Source organism: Streptomyces sp. NPDC001770 (genome assembly GCF_053596135.1).
In genome coordinates this window covers 92,446-111,101 of the sequence record NZ_JBSFFN010000033.1, presented here as the reverse complement: position 1 = coordinate 111,101, position 18,656 = coordinate 92,446, and the positions used below count along the sequence as shown (strand labels likewise).

At 69.2% G+C, this 18,656-nt stretch carries 16 protein-coding genes; 9 read left to right on the top strand and 7 right to left on the bottom strand.

Annotation, left to right across the window (positions count from 1 at the left end; translation table 11 throughout):
• Nucleotides 1-189: 189 nt before the first annotated feature.
• A complete protein-coding gene (locus tag ACWCSV_RS26515) occupies nt 190-747 on the top strand; it encodes a GNAT family N-acetyltransferase (RefSeq protein ID WP_451146286.1) in 558 nt (185 codons plus the stop codon).
• A gap of 74 nt (nt 748-821) precedes the next feature.
• Here the strand turns inward: ACWCSV_RS26515 and ACWCSV_RS26510 are convergent, their stop codons facing one another.
• From ACWCSV_RS26510 to ACWCSV_RS26480, 7 genes are all read right to left on the bottom strand, one after another.
• Complete coding sequence (locus ACWCSV_RS26510) at nt 822-2,345, bottom strand: type VI secretion protein (protein WP_451146284.1); 1,524 nt, start codon at nt 2,343-2,345, stop codon at nt 822-824.
• A 1-nt stretch (nt 2,346) separates the two neighbouring features.
• Nucleotides 2,347-3,783 carry an ATP-binding protein gene (locus ACWCSV_RS26505; protein WP_451146282.1) on the bottom strand — a complete coding sequence of 479 codons (1,437 nt, stop codon included), beginning with the start codon at nt 3,781-3,783 and terminating at the stop codon, nt 2,347-2,349.
• Between the two features lie 109 nt (nt 3,784-3,892).
• The gene (locus ACWCSV_RS26500) at nt 3,893-5,443 is read right to left on the bottom strand and encodes an SCO6880 family protein (RefSeq protein WP_451146280.1); all 1,551 of its coding nucleotides are present in this window, start codon (nt 5,441-5,443) and stop codon (nt 3,893-3,895) included.
• Nucleotides 5,440-6,777, bottom strand: coding sequence for a hypothetical protein (locus ACWCSV_RS26495; protein WP_451146278.1), 1,338 nt, complete (start codon nt 6,775-6,777; stop codon nt 5,440-5,442). Before ACWCSV_RS26495 ends, ACWCSV_RS26500 begins: the two co-directional genes overlap by 4 nt.
• The gene (locus tag ACWCSV_RS26490) at nt 6,767-7,651 is read right to left on the bottom strand and encodes a hypothetical protein (protein WP_451146276.1); all 885 of its coding nucleotides are present in this window, start codon (nt 7,649-7,651) and stop codon (nt 6,767-6,769) included. Before ACWCSV_RS26490 ends, ACWCSV_RS26495 begins: the two co-directional genes overlap by 11 nt.
• Before the next feature lie 179 nt (nt 7,652-7,830).
• Complete coding sequence (locus ACWCSV_RS26485) at nt 7,831-8,139, bottom strand: hypothetical protein (protein WP_266706183.1); 309 nt, start codon at nt 8,137-8,139, stop codon at nt 7,831-7,833.
• A gap of 350 nt (nt 8,140-8,489) precedes the next feature.
• On the bottom strand, nt 8,490-9,344 hold the full coding sequence (locus tag ACWCSV_RS26480; protein ID WP_451146274.1) for a helix-turn-helix domain-containing protein: 855 nt from the start codon (nt 9,342-9,344) through the stop codon (nt 8,490-8,492).
• A 190-nt stretch (nt 9,345-9,534) separates the two neighbouring features.
• On the opposite strand from ACWCSV_RS26480, the gene ACWCSV_RS26475 reads away from it, so the two are divergent.
• The 8 genes from ACWCSV_RS26475 (at nt 9,535) to ACWCSV_RS26440 (ending at nt 18,538) form a co-directional block, all read left to right on the top strand.
• Nucleotides 9,535-10,002, top strand: a complete 468-nt coding sequence (locus ACWCSV_RS26475) for an ATP-binding protein (RefSeq protein WP_451146272.1) — start codon at nt 9,535-9,537, stop codon at nt 10,000-10,002.
• 483 nt (nt 10,003-10,485) lie between these two features.
• Nucleotides 10,486-10,785 carry a hypothetical protein gene (locus ACWCSV_RS26470; protein ID WP_451146270.1) on the top strand — a complete coding sequence of 100 codons (300 nt, stop codon included), beginning with the start codon at nt 10,486-10,488 and terminating at the stop codon, nt 10,783-10,785.
• On the top strand, nt 10,782-12,587 hold the full coding sequence (locus ACWCSV_RS26465) for an alpha/beta hydrolase (protein ID WP_451146268.1): 1,806 nt from the start codon (nt 10,782-10,784) through the stop codon (nt 12,585-12,587). The genes ACWCSV_RS26470 and ACWCSV_RS26465 overlap by 4 nt, the downstream gene beginning before the upstream one ends.
• A 209-nt stretch (nt 12,588-12,796) precedes the next feature.
• Nucleotides 12,797-13,132 (top strand): hypothetical protein, encoded by a 336-nt coding sequence (locus tag ACWCSV_RS26460; RefSeq protein ID WP_451146266.1) that lies wholly within the window; start codon nt 12,797-12,799, stop codon nt 13,130-13,132.
• Between the two features lie 284 nt (nt 13,133-13,416).
• Nucleotides 13,417-15,753: an alpha/beta hydrolase gene (locus tag ACWCSV_RS26455; protein ID WP_451146264.1), complete on the top strand. Its 2,337-nt coding sequence runs from the start codon at nt 13,417-13,419 to the stop codon at nt 15,751-15,753.
• A complete protein-coding gene (locus ACWCSV_RS26450; protein WP_451146262.1) occupies nt 15,750-16,361 on the top strand; it encodes a hypothetical protein in 612 nt (203 codons plus the stop codon). The genes ACWCSV_RS26455 and ACWCSV_RS26450 overlap by 4 nt, the downstream gene beginning before the upstream one ends.
• Nucleotides 16,362-16,451: 90 nt before the next feature.
• Nucleotides 16,452-17,456: a C40 family peptidase gene (locus ACWCSV_RS26445; RefSeq protein ID WP_451146260.1), complete on the top strand. Its 1,005-nt coding sequence runs from the start codon at nt 16,452-16,454 to the stop codon at nt 17,454-17,456.
• Between the two features lie 356 nt (nt 17,457-17,812).
• Nucleotides 17,813-18,538 carry a phosphatase PAP2 family protein gene (locus tag ACWCSV_RS26440; protein WP_451146258.1) on the top strand — a complete coding sequence of 242 codons (726 nt, stop codon included), beginning with the start codon at nt 17,813-17,815 and terminating at the stop codon, nt 18,536-18,538.
• Nucleotides 18,539-18,656: the final 118 nt, after the last annotated feature.

Genomic DNA, 18,656 nt, shown 5'->3' with positions numbered 1-18,656 from the left:
GGTACTGCAGGGGGGACCCTGTGGGAGAGTAGGACGCCGCCGAACAATTTTTCCGGGAGACCCCCGTGCCTTTGGGCACGGGGGTTTTCTGCGTTCGGGGCCCATTTCGTGAATACGTGGTCCTTTCCGCCGCGAAGGTCGTGCGGTAAAGCGATTGACCGGTCCGGGGACCGGCGGCAGCATGACCGAATGAAACCTGATCATGTGATCCGGCGAGTACGGGCCGAGGAGTGGCTGTCGGCCAAGGAGCTCCGCCTCGTCGCGCTCCAGGACCCGGCGGCCCCGGTGGCGTTCCTGGAGACGTACGAGAGCGCAGTCGGGCAGCCGGACGCGTTCTGGCAGCGGCGGACGGCCGGCGGGGCCGAGGGCACCGACGTGGCCCAGTTCGTCGCGGAGGCCGTCGACGGCAGGTGGCTGGGATCGGTGACCGTCCTAGTCGAAAGGCCCGACCGGGAGAGTGTCTTCGGGGAGACGGTGAAGGCCCTGCAGGGGCATCTGGTCGGCGTCTTCGTACGTCTGGAGGCGCGGGGGACCGGCCTGACCGACGCCCTGTTCGAGGCTGCCGAGGAGTGGGCTCTCGGCCTCGACGATCCGTACCTCACGCGGCTGCGGCTCTTCGTCCACGAGAACAACCCGAGGGCAGCCGCGTTCTACCGGCGGTATGGCTTCGTGGCCTCGGGCAACACCGTGCCGGTCCCGGACCGCCCGAAGGAGCGCGAGGTGGAGATGGTGCGGGAACGTCGCTGAGCCGGCGGGCCGCAGGGGTCGGAACCCCGCGCCGTCAGAAGGGCGCAGGGGCAGAAGGCCGGAACACCGGAAGGTCAGACGGCCGGTGGTGCGAGCGGGGTACGCCAGCGGGCACGGGCCTGTTCGGGGGAACGGAGCAGTGCGAGCGTGGCGAGGCCCTGGCTCTCGCCGGTCGTCAGCAGCTCGGGGAGACAGGGCAGCGGAGCGACGGCGGCGACGTCGTCGAGGACCAGTGTGAGTGGTGGGTCGAGCCGACCGTCGGTTGACCGTGCGGCCATGCGGCGGCCGTGCTCGACCACGTGCGAGGCGAGCGCGGTGAGCAGTGGCATCGCGCCCGGGTGGTGGCGAGGATCCTCGACGGACTCGCCGACCACATACAGAGTTCCCCCTTCCGAGGCGAAGGAACCCAGCGCGGCGGTATCGGTTCGATTCGGTGTGCAGGCCTCGCGGATGTGGACCGTGGCCAGCGCGCCCAGCGCCCGTACCGTCAGTTCCTGGGCGGCCCGGCGGCGTTCGGGGTGGGCCGTGAGGGCCGACTCCAGCAGGCCGGCGAGCCCGGAGGCCGCCTTCGGGTGGGTGCGGAGGATCCGTACGGCGTCCTGGGCGCCGCCTCCCAGCGCCCAGCGGTGTACCTGGCGGAACGGACGGCCGTCGACCGCGGCGGCGTGCAGCCAGCACTGCAGCAGGGTCTGCGCGGTGTCGGCGGTCGCCTCCTCGACGCGGGCCTGCGGCCGTACCGGCGCGAGGAACGCGGCGGCACGGGCCGCGGCCACCTCGGGCAGCTCGCAGCCCGAGGTCGGCGACCAGTGGAGGCGGGCCGGGGTGTCGCAGAGATGGCCCGGGTCGTAGACGAGGACGGGCCCCAGCTTGGAGCGGGTGCCCTTCGTTTCCGCCCAGACCGTAGGGTCCGACGTGACGACGAGCACCGCCCCGGTGGCGTCCAGCACGGCCTGGACGGCGGTGGGGCGCCGCTCTGCCGCGGGCGCGTAGAGGAGCAGGGGCGTACGCGGGGTCCTGGGGGCGGGGACGGGGAGTGCGGAATCCTTCGCCGGTACGGGAGCCGGGGCGGGAAGGGGACTCGAAGCCGGTACGGGACCCGGTGCCGGTACCGGAAGCGGAGCGGGCGGCGGTGCTGCCGTGACCGTGCGGGGGTCCGTGGCCGTGGAGTGGGCCGCCAGGTGCCGCGCGCGCTCCTCGCGGGCACGGCGGCGTACCTCGCGGCCCCGGGTCACGACACCGAGGACGAACACGCCGAGCACCACGAGCACCAGCAGTTCGCTGATGAGCAGCCCCCAGAAGAGGCCGTAGCCGGAGAGTTGGTCCGGCGGGGTGTCCGGCCAGGCCCCCGCCAGGTCCTGCGGGGCGCCCGCGAGCTCGCGCAGGGCCGAGGGCGTGTGCGGCAGGGACACGCCGCGGGGCCAGGAGCCGTGGGCGAACAGCCCGGCGAGTCCGGTGGCCGTCCACGCCAGGAGCGTCACCCCGAGGAGGAAGGCCAGGCCCCCGATCAGCAGGCCGTCCGGAACGCCACCGCCCCGCTGCTCGCGCCGGCCCGGGGGATGCCCGGGGCCGGGCCCGTGGTCCGTCGAGGTGCGCGCCACCTCAGGCCACCGTGGACTCGGACGACTCGTCGAGCCGCTGTTGGCGCTCGATCCGGGCGGCCCGTTGCTCCGTCTCGCGCTCGGCCTCGCGCGCGTACTCGGGGAGCAGGTCGTCGAGGTCGTCCGCGGCGTTGGAGGAGGACTCCGTCATCGCCCGGTCGGTGAAGACGAGCGGGCGTTCCGCCTCGGTGATCAGGTGCTTCACGACCTGGACGTTGCCGTTGACGTCCCACACCGCGATGCCCGGCGTCAGCGTCGGGATGATCTCGACCGCCCAGCGCGGCAGCCCGATCACCCGGCCCGTCGCCCGGGCCTCGTCGGCCTTCTGGGCGTAGATCGTCCGGGTGGAGGCCATCTTGAGGATCGCCGCCGCCTCGCGCGCCGCCGCGCCGTCCACGACGTCGCTGAGGTGGTGCACGACGGCGACGAAGGAGAGCCCCAGGCGGCGCCCGAACTTCAGCAGCCGCTGGAAGAGCTGGGCCACGAAAGGCGAGTTGATGATGTGCCAGGCCTCCTCGACGAGGAAGATGCGTTTCTTCCGGTCGGGCCTGATCCAGGTGTGCTCCAGCCAGACGCCGACGATCGCCATCAGGATCGGCATGGCGATCGAGTTGCGGTCGATGTGCGAGAGGTCGAAGACGATCAGCGGGGAGTCGAGATCGATCCCGTCGGTCGTCGGGCCGTCGAACATGCCGCGCAGGTCACCGTCGACCAGGCGGTCCAGGACGAGGGCGACATCGAGGCCCCAGGCCCGTACATCGTCTATGTCGACGTTCATGGCCTCGGCGGACTCGGGCTCCGGGTGGCGCAACTGCTCGACGATGTCCATCAGAACCGGCTGGCGGTCGGTGATGGTGAGATTGACGTACGCGTGGGCGACCTTCAGCGCGAAGCCGGAACGCTCGTCGAGACCGTGGCCCATCGCCACCTCGATGATCGTACGGAGCAGGGCGAGCTGACCGGTCGTCGTGATCGCGGGGTCGAGCGGGTTGAGCCGGATACCGCCGTTCAGGGCGGCGGTGGGGTCGAGCCGGATCGGGGTGATGCCCAGCTGCTCGGCGATGAGGTTCCACTCGCCGTGCCCGTCCTCGCCCTGGGCGTCGAGCACCACGACCTGGCGGTCGCGGAAACGGAGCTGGCGGAGCACGTACGTCTTCTCCAGCGCGGACTTGCCGTTGCCGGACTCGCCGAGCACCAGCCAGTGCGGCGCGGGCAGCTGCTGCCCGTACAGCTGGAAGGGGTCGTAGATGTACCCCTTGCCGGAGTACACCTCGCGCCCGATGATCACACCGGAGTCACCGAGACCGGGTGCCGCGGTGGGCAGATAGACGGCCTGGGCCTGGCCCGTGGACGTACGCACGGGCAGGCGGGTCGTCTCCACCTTGCCGAAGAGGAACGCGGTGAAGGCTTCCGACAATGCGGACAGTGGGTCGCGCATGAGGTGGCTGCCCTCTCTCTCGACTGCTTCCGGTCGCCCGGAGGTGGGGGTGGTGCGGTGGTGCTTCCCGGGGTGGCCCGCTGTGTTTCCCGGGAGTGGACGAGCCGGGTCAGCGGCGGATTCCGGTCGCGAACGGCAGGGTGTTGACGAAGGCGCGGTGGTGCTCGCGGTCGCACCACTCCAGCTTCAGGTACGACTTTCCGGCGGAGGCCCGGATCGTCCGCTTGTCGCGGGCGAGTGCCTCGGGGGAACGCGAGGAGACGGTGATGTACCCCACCAGGTTCACCCCCGCCGCACCGCTCGCGAGGTCCTCGCCGCGCTGGTCCATACGGCCGTGGGCGGCGATGTCGCGGGGGTCGACGGTCCGGTTCATCTTGGCCTGGCGGCTGGCCTCGGCATCGTCGTTGGTCTTCTCCGTCAGCATCCGTTCGATGGCCACCTCGGTGGGCTCCAGGTCCATCGTGACGGCGACCGTACGGATGACGTCGGGGGTGTGGACGAGCAGCGGCGCCAGGAAGTTGACCCCCACCGGCGTCATCGGCCACTCCTTCACCCAGGCCGTGGCGTGGCACCAGGGGGCGCGGGTCGTCGACTCCCGGGTCTTGGCCTGCAGGTACGTCGGCTCCATCGCGTCCAGCTCGGCCGGCCAGGCATTCCGCTTGGTCATCGCCTGGATGTGGTCGATCGGGTGGTCGGGGTCGTACATCGAGTGCACGAGCGAGGCGAGCCTGCTCTGCCCCAGCGGCTGCCGGACCCGGATGTCGGCTTCGGCGAGCCGGGCGCAGATGTCGGTGAGCTCACGGGCCATCACCACGGCAAGCCCGGCGTCGCGGTCCAGCTTGCGGCCACCCGGCGAGCGTGCCGCCCGGGCCATCGCGGCGGCCTCGGCGCCGAGTTCGCGGCTGTGGTGCATGCAGGCGACGAGGTAGGCCCGGTGCTGCTCGCTGGAGGTCGACACCATGGACTGCAGCTGGTCGTACGAATCCTGGAGCCAGCGCGGCGCGTGGTGGTCGCCCCGCTGAGCGACGTCCTTCGCGTGCGCGTCGGGATCGGCGGGGAGGGTACGGGCCAGCATCTGGATACGGGTGACGAAGCCGTCGCCGTTGGCCACGTGCTTGAGCAGGGTGCCGAACCGGTCGACCAGCGCCTCCTGGTCCTCGCTGTCCCGCAGCCCGACACCGGGGCCCTCGATCTCGATGGCGGCGGTCACCGTGCGGCGGTCCGCGTGCAGGAGCACCGCCATCTCGTCGGGACCGAACGGGGCGGAGAGCCAGCTGATCCGGCCGATCCCCGGCGGGGGCCCGATCTCGACCTCACGGCCGTCGCCCCGCACGCCGGCCTCCATCGCGGCGGAGCGGTAGGCGGTGCCGCGGCGCAGGGTCCGCTTGAAGCTGCGGTTGATCTCGAACCACTTGTAGAACGTCCGGTGCTTGTACGGGACGTACACGACGGCCAGGGCCAGCATCGGGAACCCGGTGAGCAGCACGATGCGCAGCGAGAGGACCGGGACCAGGAGCCCGCTCATCATTCCGAGGAACGCGCCGACGATGATGAGGGCGATCTCGCCGGTCTCGCGGTTCTTGCCGACGATCGCGTTCGGCCGGGCGCGGCCGATGAGATACGTGCGGCGGGGCGTGATCGGGTGGGACTGGATCGTCACCGCCCTCCACCTCCTGTGCTCGGATTACCTGTGCTGCCGGAACCGCCCCGCGGGGAGCGGCTGCTGTGGGGGGTCCCCGAGGTGGGACCGGAACCGCTGCGGGGCGCAGGGGTGGCTCCCCCGCCGCCGCCCCGGGAACCGTGCGCCGCGACACCGCCGCTGAGCGGGTTGGCGGGGCGCCCGCCGCCCCCGCCCCCGCCGCCGCTGTTCTGGTCGTTGCGGCCGCTGTGCGTCTTGATGCCCTGGGAGACGAGGGCGGCCGGCGAACTGACCATCGCGGCCGCCTGGGAGCCGTCGGTTGCCTGCTTGCGGTTGGTACGGGCGCCCTGGATCTCGTCACCGAATCCGGGGACGAAGCGATAGATCATGGCCGACGCGAAGATGGCGAGCAGGATGATGGAGAGCCCGGAGACGACGGCGGAGAGCGCGTCCGGGCCGTCGTCCGAAGAGAGGGCCCCCGCGAGGCCGAGGACGATCACGATCACCGGCTTGACCATGATCACAGCGATCATGATCCCCGCCCAGCGGCGTACGTGGCCCCACATGTTCTTGTCCACGAGCCCGGCGTACACCACCACACCGAGCAGGGCGCCGACGTACAGCAGGGCCGCCCGGATGACCAGCTCCAGCCAGAGGATCCCCGCGGCGAGGAGGGACACCAGCGAGACGACGATCAGCATGATCGGCCCGCCGCCGATGTCGTCGCCCTTCGTGAGCGCTTCGGCGAACGAGCCGAAGAAGACATCGGACTGGCCACCGGTGGCCGACGAGACGACCTCGGTGACCCCGTCGGTGGCGGAGACCACGACGTACAGGATGAGCGGCGTGAAAGCGGAGGCCAGCACGGTGAGCCAGAGGTACCCGACGGCCTCGGAGATCGCCGTGGTGAACGGGACGCCCCGGATCGCCCTCTTGGCCACGGCGAACAGCCAGAGGACGAGGGTGAGGATCGTGGAGGCGGCGAAGACGATCGCGTACTGCTTGCGGAAGGACTCGTTGGTGAAGTCGACGGTGGCGGTGCCCTCGACTGCCTTGCTGAGCTGGCCGATGAGGTAGGACGCGGCGTCGGCGCAGCCGTGGGCTAGGGAGGTCAGGGGGTCCAGGGGGTCGTCGGCGGTGGTGGGGGTGGTGGTGCGTGTGCCGGCGTCGCCTTCGCAGTAGTCCTTGGCGGGGCCGACAATAAGCTCGCACTTGCTGTTGCCGCTCGGCGAGGGGGACGGCGTGGGAGAAGGCGACGGAGCTGCGATAGCGCGTGCTGCTAGAGCTAGTACTGATGCCTGAACGACAACGAATGCAGCACCTGCCCTGAGTGACAAACGAGGGCTAACGGGCATAGGTGAACCCTCCGTACTCCTCGACTGCCTTGGCAATGTCGTCGGCGCTTGACGCTGTGCGATCCGTATTCACTGGTGCCGGGCCATCCTTCTGAGCGAAGCTGTCGACCTTCCAGTCCCCGTTCACCCAGTGGAGCTCAAGCGTCATCGTGAACCAGTCGTTGCTGACCGGGTTGGTCGAACTGACGCCTGCGGTACCGAAGACACCTGTGCACCACACTTCGACTCTGGACGAAGAAGCAGCGTAATCGGTGATCTTGGTACCTAGTGGAGCGGTTCGTGAGACGTAGGTGAGTCCCTCCGCCGCGTTGCCGTTCTTATCCAGGCCAAGCTTCTCCAGAAAGCTCTGGTTGTACGACTGATCAAACTTTTCTGCTAGCTCTCCAGTACGTTCAGCAGTGAATACTTGACTGATGATCTGGGCTCGCCGGTCCGGCTTGAGAATGTCTGCGGATACAAGAGCCACCGCATAGTTCGCCGCCGCGCTCTGCGCCCCCTGCTCGTCGTGGGCGAACCCCGAGGCGATGGTGCCGTTCCTACCCGTGACGGGGTCGGTGCCGGTGGGGGCGGTCGGGGCGGTGCCGCCGGTGTCCGAGTGGCTGTTGCCGGGGGCGGCCCGGTCCGCCTTCGGGCTGTCGCTGTCACCGCCGCCCAGGTTCGCGAACGCGATGGCCGCGACGAGCAGCACCACCACGCCGACGGCCATGACCAGGGAGCGGCTGTTGCGGGCAGGGCGGCGGCCGTGGGGAGATCCCGGGTTGCCCTCGGGGAGGCGGGTACGCGTTTGGCGGGTTCCGCCCAGCGTGCTGTACGCATCGTCGCCCCGGGCGCCGGAATCCCTGCTTCCGTAACCCTGCTCGTCGTCGTAACTCATGCCGCGTACGTCCCCTCAGCCGTGTGCGGACATCCGTCGTATGACGGTAGCTCTGCTGGGCGCCGAGCGGGTGCGGTGTGGTGACTCGACATGGATGACTCGACCTCAGCCGGGGGCGCGACGGACGGATGGTGGTGGGGAGGCGGGCGACGGCAGTGCGGCCTGCTGCTGACCGCCCGTCAGACCGCCATGCCGTACACGATGGTGAAGAGGGTGCCGAGGGAGCCGATGATGAAGACGCCGGTCAGTCCCGCGACGATCAGACCCTTGCCCTGTTCCGCGCTGAAGGTGTCGCGCAAGGCGGTCGCGCCGATGCGCTGCTTGGCCGCGCCCCAGATCGCGATGCCGAGGCAGAGCAGGATGGCAACCGCCATCACTACCTCGACCATGATGCGTGCCTCGTTGCCCAGCGTCCCGAACGGGCCCCAGTTCGGGGCGATTCCGCCGATGATGGTGGTGATGTCGCCCTTCTCAGCTGCCAGGATCATGTAAGTCACCGCCCCTGCTGTGTAGTTCGCCGCCCGCGCCGGCCGGTGCGGGTCGTGTCTTCTATCTTCGCTGATGAAACCGCGCTCGTACGACGCCTTCCCGGGTCTCTTTACCCGGATCTCGCACACATGACCGGGATGGGCGCCCTGACCTGTGGTGCTGCCGGGGGTGGTTCGGAAATCACCCGGTCACTCTGTGTATCACGCTCTGTGACGATGGGCAATGAGGGAAGCCGTGGGTTGCCAGCGCGAAAGCGGCGTTCGCCGGGGCGCCCGTGTTCGTACGCGCTGTTCGAGAGCTGGGTGTGCGCCGTGCGTTCGGGAGTGACGGGTCATCAAGGCTGGTCGTTTCATGCGTTTGCAGCCGCGAGGGAGTGGAGCAGTTCGCGGGATGCCCGCGCGTCGAGCGCGATCGATTCGAGTCGGTCGAGGACCTGGCGGTAGGTCCGGAGGAGCGTTTCGGCGTCCAGCTGGGTCAAGCCGTGCGTCTGCTCCAGGTGCACGGTGTCCAGTTGAGAGACCGGACCCTGTACGTACGTGATGGGCTGCCCGGCACCCGGGTGCCCGCCGGATGCGAAGGGAATGACGCGGAGGGTGACGGTGTCGTGTTCGCTCATCGTCAGAAGGTGGCGCAGTTGAGGGCCGGCGACCCGGGATCCGCCGATCCCCATGTGCAGGGCCGCTTCGTGGACGACCGCCCGGTACGGGACCGCATCCGAGCGGAAGACGACGTCCTGGCGCCTGATGCGGAAGGAGAGCCGGCGTTCGGCCTCGGGCGGCGACAGTTCGGGCGCGCTCTGGTTGAGGGCCTCCCGGGCGTGGTCCGCCGTCTGGAGGAGGTCCGGGAGAGTGCAGGTGGTGGCGGCGCGGAGGGCGGTGCCGTGGTGCTCGAGTTCGGCCAGGTCCAGCAGAGGGCCCGGGAGTTCGTCCCGGTACTCCTCCCACCACCCGCTGCGGCGCTCGCCCGTCATCGCGGCCAGTGCTTCCACGAGGCCGCGGTCGGTGCACGCGTAGTGGCGGGAGAGGGCGCGGACCCGGTCGGCGCTCACGCCGTACCGCCCGGCCTCGATGTTGCTGATGCGCGCCTGGTTGCCGCCGAGCAGGACTGCGGCCTGCGTGGCGGTGATCCCGGCGCGTTCGCGGAGCTTGCGCAGTTCCGCTCCGAGTCGTCGCCGACGGGCGGTCGGGGTCGAGTTGGTTGCCATCGGCCTCCCTTCGCCCAGTCACTCGTACGGGTGTATTGGGGCATGCATTACCCCAAGTGCAGGGAATGTATTACATGACGCCTCTACCGTGATCGTGGGACAGGCGCCCACGACGAGCCCACCGGTCGGCCGGTTCGGACGTCGGGCGCCGTAGGGGCCCGCCAACCACACTGCTCGAACGGGGACTTCCATGCATGCACCCACCGTATCGCCGCCCTGGGCGTACACCCTTCAACTTCCGCACGATCCACGCTCCCCGGGCGTTGCCCGCTCGGTCCTGCGGGTCGTGCTCCGCGCCCACGGGATGACCGAACTGGGCGACACCGCCGAACTGCTGGTGAGCGAGCTGACCACCAACGCCTATCAGCACTCCTGGGGCCCGTACTCGCTCCGGATGCGCGGTGCCGGGCATCGACGCATCCGACTCAGCGTCTGGGACAGCAATCCGGAGATCCCGCCACCCTTCCGAGGCTCCGGGGAGGCCGGGAGCAGCGGGGCGTACGTCCCGGCGCAGCAGGCGACGCTCACGGAACGCGGCCGAGGGCTGACCCTCGTACAGATGTGCGCCGAGAGCTGGGGTGGCCGCGTGCTTCCCGGCGGCCCGACCGGCGGGGGAGGCAAGCTGCTGTGGGTGGTGTGCGGGGAGAAGCCGGAGTGAGCGGGGCCTGCTCTCCCCGCCCGGGTGGTACGGGCTGACGCGCCGCCCATCATTCGGGTGAAACCGTAGCCGGACGCACCCGTGAACGCCCCGGAGATACCGGGCCCGTGCCATGAAGAGCCGTGGAAGGGCGGCGCGTCGCCCTTCCCGGATCAGGCACAGTGCTGCCGCTCCACGATCGAGGATCGAGGGACAAGGAACGGGGTGAGTGGTGTGTCCGTGACCGGACAGCCGCAGGGGTGGCAGACGCCGGGAACCGGTGTCGACGGACCGGGGGGAGGGGCTGGGGGAGGTCCTGGGGAGAGGCCGGGAAAGTCGGGGGATTCGGATCACGGGTACGCCCGGCTGGTCCACGCAGACGGGCCATGGATCCGGGCGGCGGGCGGCGCGGAGGCGCTGCACACGCATCTCGGTCCGGTCCGGTCCGAACTGGAGAAGTCGCACGAAGGCCTGCTGGCGGGCGAGGGGGCCGGTGACTTCGCTGTGCTGGTCGAGCTCGCGGCAGTCCGCGAGTCCTGGCTGCGTCGGGTGTCGACCGCGCAGGGCGAGTGCGAAAGCCTCGCCGCCAAGCTGCGGGCGGTCGCCAGGGAACAGGGCGCGACGGACCATGCGGTGCGGGCGCGCTTCGGCCCGCTGGTGGGCATCCCGCCGCAGACGCCTCCGCTGTCGCCGCTCCTTGCTCAGGTGCCTCCGACACAGCGGTCCTCCCTGTACTTGCTTGGTGGGGACGACACCGGTGGAAGCGGTACCGGTGGGAGCGGCACCGGTGGGAGCGGCAGGTGAAGCGCGCGCTGACCTGGTCCGCTCTGCTCGCGGTGGGGTGCGGGGAACTGGACGGCGCGGCGGACGGCTGGGGCCGCCTCAGTAACCGGGCCGATGCGGCACGCGACCGGATCGACCGGCAGATTCTCACCGGCCTACGCGAGACACAGGAGGGCGAGGCGGCGGACGCCGCCCTCGCCCGTCTGCGTGGGCTGGCCCGGAACTTCCAGTACGTCCATACGGAGACCGGACTGGTGCGTACAGCACTCAACAGCCTCGCCCACGAGGTGCGCGCGCATCAGAGGTCGGTCCGTGAGGCACTGGAGGACGCCGAGAGGCTGAAGTTCACCGTGCACGCGGACGGGTCGGTGTCGTACCCGGAGAAGGAGGGGCTGGTCGCCGACGAGCCCCTGCCGGGCGGGAGGACAGCTGCCGGACGCGGGTTCCCCGACCTGAGGGCGTCACCGGGCACGCTGACTGCGCCCAACCCTCATGCGGCCAGCGCCCAGGACATCGCCGACCGGATCGCCCGAGCGGTGACGCTGGCCACCGAGACGGATACGAGGTACGCGGGCATCCTCCGCAGCCTGAAGGCCGAGGACGGCCTCGACGTCCCGAACGCCGCCTGGACGGACGCGGCGGCCGACATGGCATCCGTGCGCGAGGCCGCACGGGCCTACCTGAACGACCACATCCCGTACCGGGCGTCCGCGAGCGAGCGCAAGGAATGGTGGGCCGGCCTCCCGCAGGAGCTGCGCGACGAGTACCTAGCGACCTATCCGGACGTCATCGGGAACCTCGACGGCATCCCCGCCCTCGTACGCGACGCTGCCAACCGGGACAACCTCCAATTGCTGATCGGCAAGTTGGAGGGCCTCGACGGCAGCGAGGCCGAAGAGGCGGAGGGAAAGCTCGAAGCGCTGCGGCTGATCGCTGGGCAACTTGGGGCGCCGCTCAAGCCTGGCGACCCGCCCATGTATCTCCTTGGGATCGGCGACGAGGGAAACGGGCGCGCGATTGTTGCCTATGGGAACCCGGATGCGTCGAAGAATGTTGCGGCTTATGTGCCGGGCCTCAATACGTCCTTGGACGATAGATTTGTTAGTAATGACTTGAAGCGAGTGCGCGATACGGCGATTGCCGTTCGAAATATCGAAAAATCGAGCTCGGCGATCGCCTGGTTAGGTTATGACGCGCCACAAATGCCAGATGCGTTGGCCTCGTTTGAAGTTGCGGGTGCAGGGCGGGCGAGTCGAGGTGGTCGTTCCTTTGATGGGTTCATGGATGGTATTTCTGTAACTAGTGAGTATAGGGACCCTCATGTGACAGCTATTGGGCATTCCTATGGTTCTGTGACTGTTGGATCCGCCGCCAAACAGGGTGAAGGAATTCCGGGATTGGACGATATTGTCTTGGTGGGTAGTCCTGGAGTTGGGGTAGATCGGGCTCAGGATCTCGGTGTGGGTGCAGGTCACGTTTTCGTAGGGGCGGCTAAAAATGACGTAGTAACTAAGGTTCCGTCGAAAATGCAAGCCGCCGCTAATGTTATCGGATTCCTTATGGGAGGTCCTGAGGTCTCGCGTGTCATGGGGGATATTGCAGACCCCGGTGACGATGACCTCTGGTTTGGCAGGGATCCAGCAAGTGAAAACTTTGGAGCGAGGCGGTTCCCGGTAGCGGATGGTCCTTCGCTTGTGCGGGATTGGTCAGTTGATGCACATTCTCGATATTTCAATCCGGAGCTTGACTCGGCGAGCGCGGGCAGTATTGCGTTGATTGCTGCAGGCCACTCCGAGCGGGTCAAGATCGAGGAGTTTCGGTGAGGCTCAGAGGTATTAGTGCCCTGCTTTTCGTCGTTCTGGCGTGCGGAGGCTGTGGAGGCGAAGAGGGAGTGAATATGGATATGCAAGATGCCGCGCAGATGGCAGACGATGCACTCGACGCAGTTTTTGAAGAGATTCAGCCTGAGGTTCGGTGGACGCATGGTCCCACCACGACTGGGAGCTGTGTTGTGTCGCGCAGAAGGACGGTCATGACGATCATCTCTGATGGTCGACGTGGCAGTTTTCTCGGTGTGGTGGACCGTTTTTGGCGGAAGAGTGGGTATCGTATTTCGGCGATCAATGACGATGTGATCTATCCGGCGATTTACGCAAAGACCGGCGACGGGTTTGATGTGAGCCTTACCTTTGGTGGATCCGGCCAAGCGTTCTTTCGTGTGGATAGTCCATGTGTTCGGAGTTCGAATGTTGCCGACTCTAAAAGTAAGCCCAACACCCCCAGCTACGAGGGCATGGAGAACATTCCGCGTCCCAACATCCACTCCGACTTCTGGTCCGCCGCCACCCCCGCCTCCCCAGCCCCGTGACGGGCTGATCGCTCGGTTCGGAGCCTCCAGCCCCCGTTCGGTCTGCCTTGTTTGAGTCCTCGTTTGGGTCCTGGGGCCCATGCCGGGGGTGGGACGGGTGTGGTCCTCTACGTGCGGTGGCTCGCCTGCCACCCAACTTACGAGCCGGGGGTCCCCACGTGTCTGGCATACGAGAGCTTCTGGTTCCGGGAGGTGGTGCAACAGGCGCTGCCCGGACGGCAGGTGGCGGTCGGGGGACGCCAAGGGCGTTACAGGCTGCCCTGGTTCTCGTGCGCTTGGTGTTCGTGAGCACGGTTGTGGGCGTGATCAACGTGCTCACGCTGGCTTCCTCGGTCGACGCGGTGGATGGGCAGTTGCTCGGCGTGCTGCTCTATGCGGCTCTGCCCGGCATCGTCGGCTTTGTGCTGTCGTTCTACGCGCGTATCCGTGGGCGCGGAGTGTGGCTCGGGCTGTTGGCCGTGCATGTCTGGCTTGTGCTCGGGTCGTTGGCGACCTTGGGGGCGGGGGACGTCGGAGTGTCCGGGCTGCCCCAGCTGGTGATGCCCGTGGCCGTCGTCGTGTTGCTGCTCCGGCCCGCGGCGCGGGGATGGTTCCGACTGCCCCGGGCGGAACGGGACGTGGAGCCCCGGTTCCTTGTCAGAGGCGTCCGGTTACTCGCTGCTCGCCGGGACGGTGGGCAGACCGCGATGGAGTACCTGGGCCTTGTGCTGATCGTCGCCGCGCTGGTCGGGGCGATCATGGCGACGACCGTCGGTACCCAGCTCACCGGGGAAATACGCAACGCCATCTGCCAGTTGACCGGCGGTGCCTGCTCTTCGACTGGCAGCGACGTGGTCGCGGGAGGAGAGAGCGGGAAGGGCGAGGGCCGCTCCAGCGCTGGGGCGGCCGGCTCGGGAGAATCGGTCGGTTCAACCGAGTCAGGAGGGTCAACCGGGTCGGGCGGTTCAACCGGGCAGGGCGGTACGTCCACCGCCGGGGGGACGCAGAGCGGGACCGAGGGCGGCGCGGGCGCGGTGTCCGGCAGCGGCTCGGAGACATCCGGGAGCACCGCCGGCACAGGGAGCAACACCAGCACAGGGGCCTCCGCCGACGGAGGAAGCACCGCCGGCACAGGGGGCACCACCAGCACCGGCACCACCGGCACCGGCGGTACCAGCACCCCCACCACCAGCGCGGCCAACACCGCCCCCACCCCCACCCCCACCCCAGGCTTCTTCGAGTCCCTGGTCGGTGACGGTCTGGGCGGCGATCTCCGGGGCGCGGCCAGGGTCATCGGCAGCCCGGTGAAGAGCGTCACCGGGGTCGTGGACCAGTGGTCCGAGCTGACCGGGGCTGCCAGGGAGAAGTGGGCATCCGGGGACCGTGCGGGTGCGGTCGGGGCGTGGGTCGAGGCGTCCGGGGGCGTCGGGGTCGGGGGCATGGGGTTGCCCGGGGCCGGGCCGCGGGTGGTCGCGGCGGTCCGTGAGGACGAGCGGCAGTACCTGAACGACCGGATACCGGTGAGCGCCTCGGCCGCCGGCCGCAAGGCGTGGTGGGACGGGCTGAGCCAGGCCGAGCGCGGGCGGTACCTGGAGCTGTTCCCGGAGCGGATCGGCAACCTGGACGGGATACCGGCCGCCGTCCGCGACCAGGCCAACCGGAAGAACCTGCAGACCCTGATCGCCGGGCTCGAAGGCAAGGACGACAAGAAGTCGAAGAAGATCCTGGAGGGGATGAAGGAGATCGACCGGCAGCTGAAGGAGGGTTCGCAGCCGCCGATGTTCCTGCTGGGGATCGGGGCCGAGGGCAACGGCCGGGCGATCGTCTCGTACGGGAACCCGGATCTCTCGCAGCACGTGTCGGCGTACGTTCCGGGGCTGAACACCTCGCTGGACAAGGATTTCGCGCAGAACGACCTGAAGCGGGCGCGGGACACCGCGATCGGTGCGCAGGGGTACGAGTCGTCCAGCGCCTCGATCGTCTGGCTCGGTTACGACGCTCCGCAGTTGCCGGACAGCGACGGGATCGCCGGGTACTTCGCCATCATGGGCACCGGGCGGGCGGAGCAGGGCGGGACGGCCTACGACGACTTCTGGAGCGGGCTGACGGCGACGAACACCAACAAGGACCCGCACTTCACCGCGATCGGGCACTCGTACGGCTCCCGGACGGTGGGGGCGGCCACGCAGCGGGAGGGCGGGATTCCGGGAGTGGACGACATCATCCTGGTGGGCAGCCCGGGAGTGGGCGTGGACCACGCGGTGGACCTCGGGGTCGGTGCCCGGCACGTCTTCGTCGGGGCCGCCGCGAACGACCCGGTGACCAAGCTGCCGTCCAAGACGCAGGCGGTCGTGGGCTCGCTGGGGATGCTGGCGCTGGGCCCGGCGGGGGCCTACGTCGCGGGTGATCTCGCGGATCCGGGTGACGACGACCTCTGGTTCGGGAAGGACCCGGCGAGCAAGGCGTTCGGCGCCGTACGTTTCCCGGTGGATCCCGGTCCGCCGGTGATCAGCGGACACGGCATCAGCGCCGAGGCGCACTCGCAGTACTTCGACCCGGTGCGGGACGCCATGTCGGCAGACGCCATCGCCCTGATCGTGTCGGGACACTCCAGCAATCTGAAGATTGAGGAACAGCGATGAGGCGAAGGCTCCGGACGGCGGTCGTCACTCTGACGCTCGGTCTCGCACTGGCGGGCTGCGGCCGGCAGCAGGCGGGACCGGACGGCCCGGCCACGGGTGCGGGAGCGACCGCGAGCACCACCACCGGCGGGAGTACGGAGAGCCCCATGAGCACGATGGACATGCAGGGGGCCGCCGAGCGGGCCGACTCGATGCTCGACCTGACGCTGAAGGCGATCGAGCCCTCGGTCCAGTGGGCGCACGGCCCGACCACGACGGGGAGTTGCGACGTGACGCGCAGGCGCACGGTGATGACGATCGTCGCGCCCGAGCGGCGTCAGGAGTTCCTGGACCGGGTGACGGAGTTCTGGCGCGACAGCGACTACCGGATCAAGGCCGTGAACAAGGACGGGGAGTTCCCCGCCGTGTACGCGCAGGCCGAGGGGTTCGGCATCAGCGTGAGCGTCCGGGGCGGGGGGCAGGTGTTCTTCGAGGCGGACAGCCCGTGCGTGCGGGCGTCGAAGGTGGCCGACTCCACGTCGAAGCCGAACGGCCCCGCGTACGAGGGGGTCTACCCGCTCCCGAGACCCGACGTAAAGTCCCCTTACTGGTCTCAGGGGGCATCCTGAGGGGGCGTCAGGAGCGCGCGTGCTTCGAACGATTCGTACACACCCTCGAAACGACCCTTGAACCGTGGCTCGGTAGGGGATGGTTGAGGGGTGCGGAAATACTGGGTGTTCGTCGGCGGCGGGATCGGGCTGTGCCTCAGCTTCGTGGGGTTGCTCGTCGTCGGTACGTACTCCGCCGCCGCGGGCATCGCGGGGGCGAACGGGTCGGTCGGGCTGGCCGCGGGGGCGGTGCCCGCGCGGTACCAGCCGCTCGTCGAGAAGTGGGGCACGCTCTGCGCCGCGATCAACCCTGCGCTGCTCGCCGCCCAGCTCTACCAGGAGAGCGGCTGGAACCCGCGGGCGCAGAGCGCGGCGGCGGCCCAGGGGATCGCTCAGTTCATCCCGGGCACCTGGGCCACGCACGGTGTCGACGGGGACGGCGACGGGGACCGGGACGTGTGGGATCCGGCCGACGCCATTCCGTCGGCCGCCTCGTACGACTGTGAGCTCGCCGGGTACGTGAAGGACGTGCCGGGCGATCCGACCGACAACATGCTCGCGTCCTACAACGCGGGTGCCTACCGGGTCATCCGGGCGGGCGGGGTTCCGGCGATCGCCGAGACGCAGAACTACGTCAAGATCATCCGTTCGCTGGAGAAGAGCTTCGCCAGGCCCGTCGGCCGGGTGGCGCCCTCCCAGCAGGCGGCCGGGGCGATCTACTACGCGCAGCAGAAGCTGGGCACCCCCTACCTCTGGGGCGGCAACGGCACGGCGGAGCAGGGTGGCCGGTTCGACTGTTCAGGGCTGACGCAGGCCGCGTACCGGAGCGTGGGCATCGAGCTCCCCCGGGTCGCCAACGACCAGTACAACGCGGGCGCACATCCGGGCCGGGACGAACTGCTCCCCGGCGATCTGGTGTTCTTCTCCGACGATCTGACCAACTCGCGGGCCATCCACCACGTGGGGATCTACGTCGGTGGCGGCTACATGATCAACGCGCCGTACACCGGAGCGGTGATCCGCTTCGACAAGATCGACAGTCTCGACTACTTCGGTGCGACGCGGGTCACCAAGGAAGGCGCCGCGGCGCTCCCCACCGCTCTTCCGCAGGCGTGAGGGGTGTGGGAGGCGTGGGAGGCCTACGGGGCCCACGAGGGTCCAGGGGATCGCCGGGGCGGGAGCGGCGCCAGGAACGCTCCGTGAAGCCGGGGCCCCGGGATGCGACGATGAGTCACTCTTCGATAACGTCATGGTGATCATTCGGTGGAGGGCGGAACCGTCGCTACCGGAAGGCCGTTCCCTGGGAGGGGAAGGCCCGCGCACTGACCATGCGCGATCGCCCGACCACTGTCGCGTCGCAGGACGCGTCGAGAGGTACGCGGTACCGGATCGCACCGATTGCGGGGGTACGACCACGGGCGGCGCGCATGGACGCGCGTCGCGGCAGCAGACAAGGCAAGGGGCCGCAGCAGATGGCTGGACTCGCACTCGATGGGTCGAACCCCGACGTCAGCCTGCTCTACGACATCAACGGGCTGGCGAAGTCCTCTCCGGCGTGGCTCGACAGCGTCATGGAGTTCGTCGGTGAGTACGGGATCATGCTCGGCATGGTCCTGGTGGTCCTGTGGTGCTGGTGGAACGTCCGCCGGCGCGGCACGGCCGAGGATTCGGTGACGGCGGTCGCCGCACTCGTCTGGGCCCCGCTCGCCGCGGGCATCGCCCTCCTCGTCAACATCCCCATCCGGGGCTTCGTCGAGCGGCCACGTCCGTTCAAGGACCATGCGGGGCTCGACGTCCTCGTCGACGGCAAGAACGACTTCTCCTTCGTCAGCGACCACGCCACGATGGCGATGGCCATGGCGGTCGGGATCTTCGTGGCCGGCCGGAAGTTCGGGTTCGTCGCGCTGGGGCTCGCGTTCGCGGAGGGGTTCTGCCGCGTCTGGATGGGCGTGCACTACCCGACCGACGTCGTCGGCGGCCTCGCCCTGGGCACGGCCGTCACCCTCCTCCTCGCCCCGCTGGCCATGGCGTTGCTGACCCCGCTGGTGGCGGCCGTCTCCCGGTCGCCTCGGGCGGGCTTCCTCGTACGGTCGCGGCGGGCGGCCCGCCCGGCCGGCGACCTCGGCGGGGCGCTGGGAGTGCCCGAGCCGAGATCGGGCCGCGGCGGCGGTACGGGTGACAAGGACCTCGCCGCCTGAGCACACCTCAGGCGCGAAGCGGGGCAGCGGAAGAAGCCGGGCAGCCGGCCGGCGGAAGCAAGCCGGACAGCGGGAGAGCGCGGCGTCGGAGAAGCAGGAACGCGGATCAGCGGCAGGG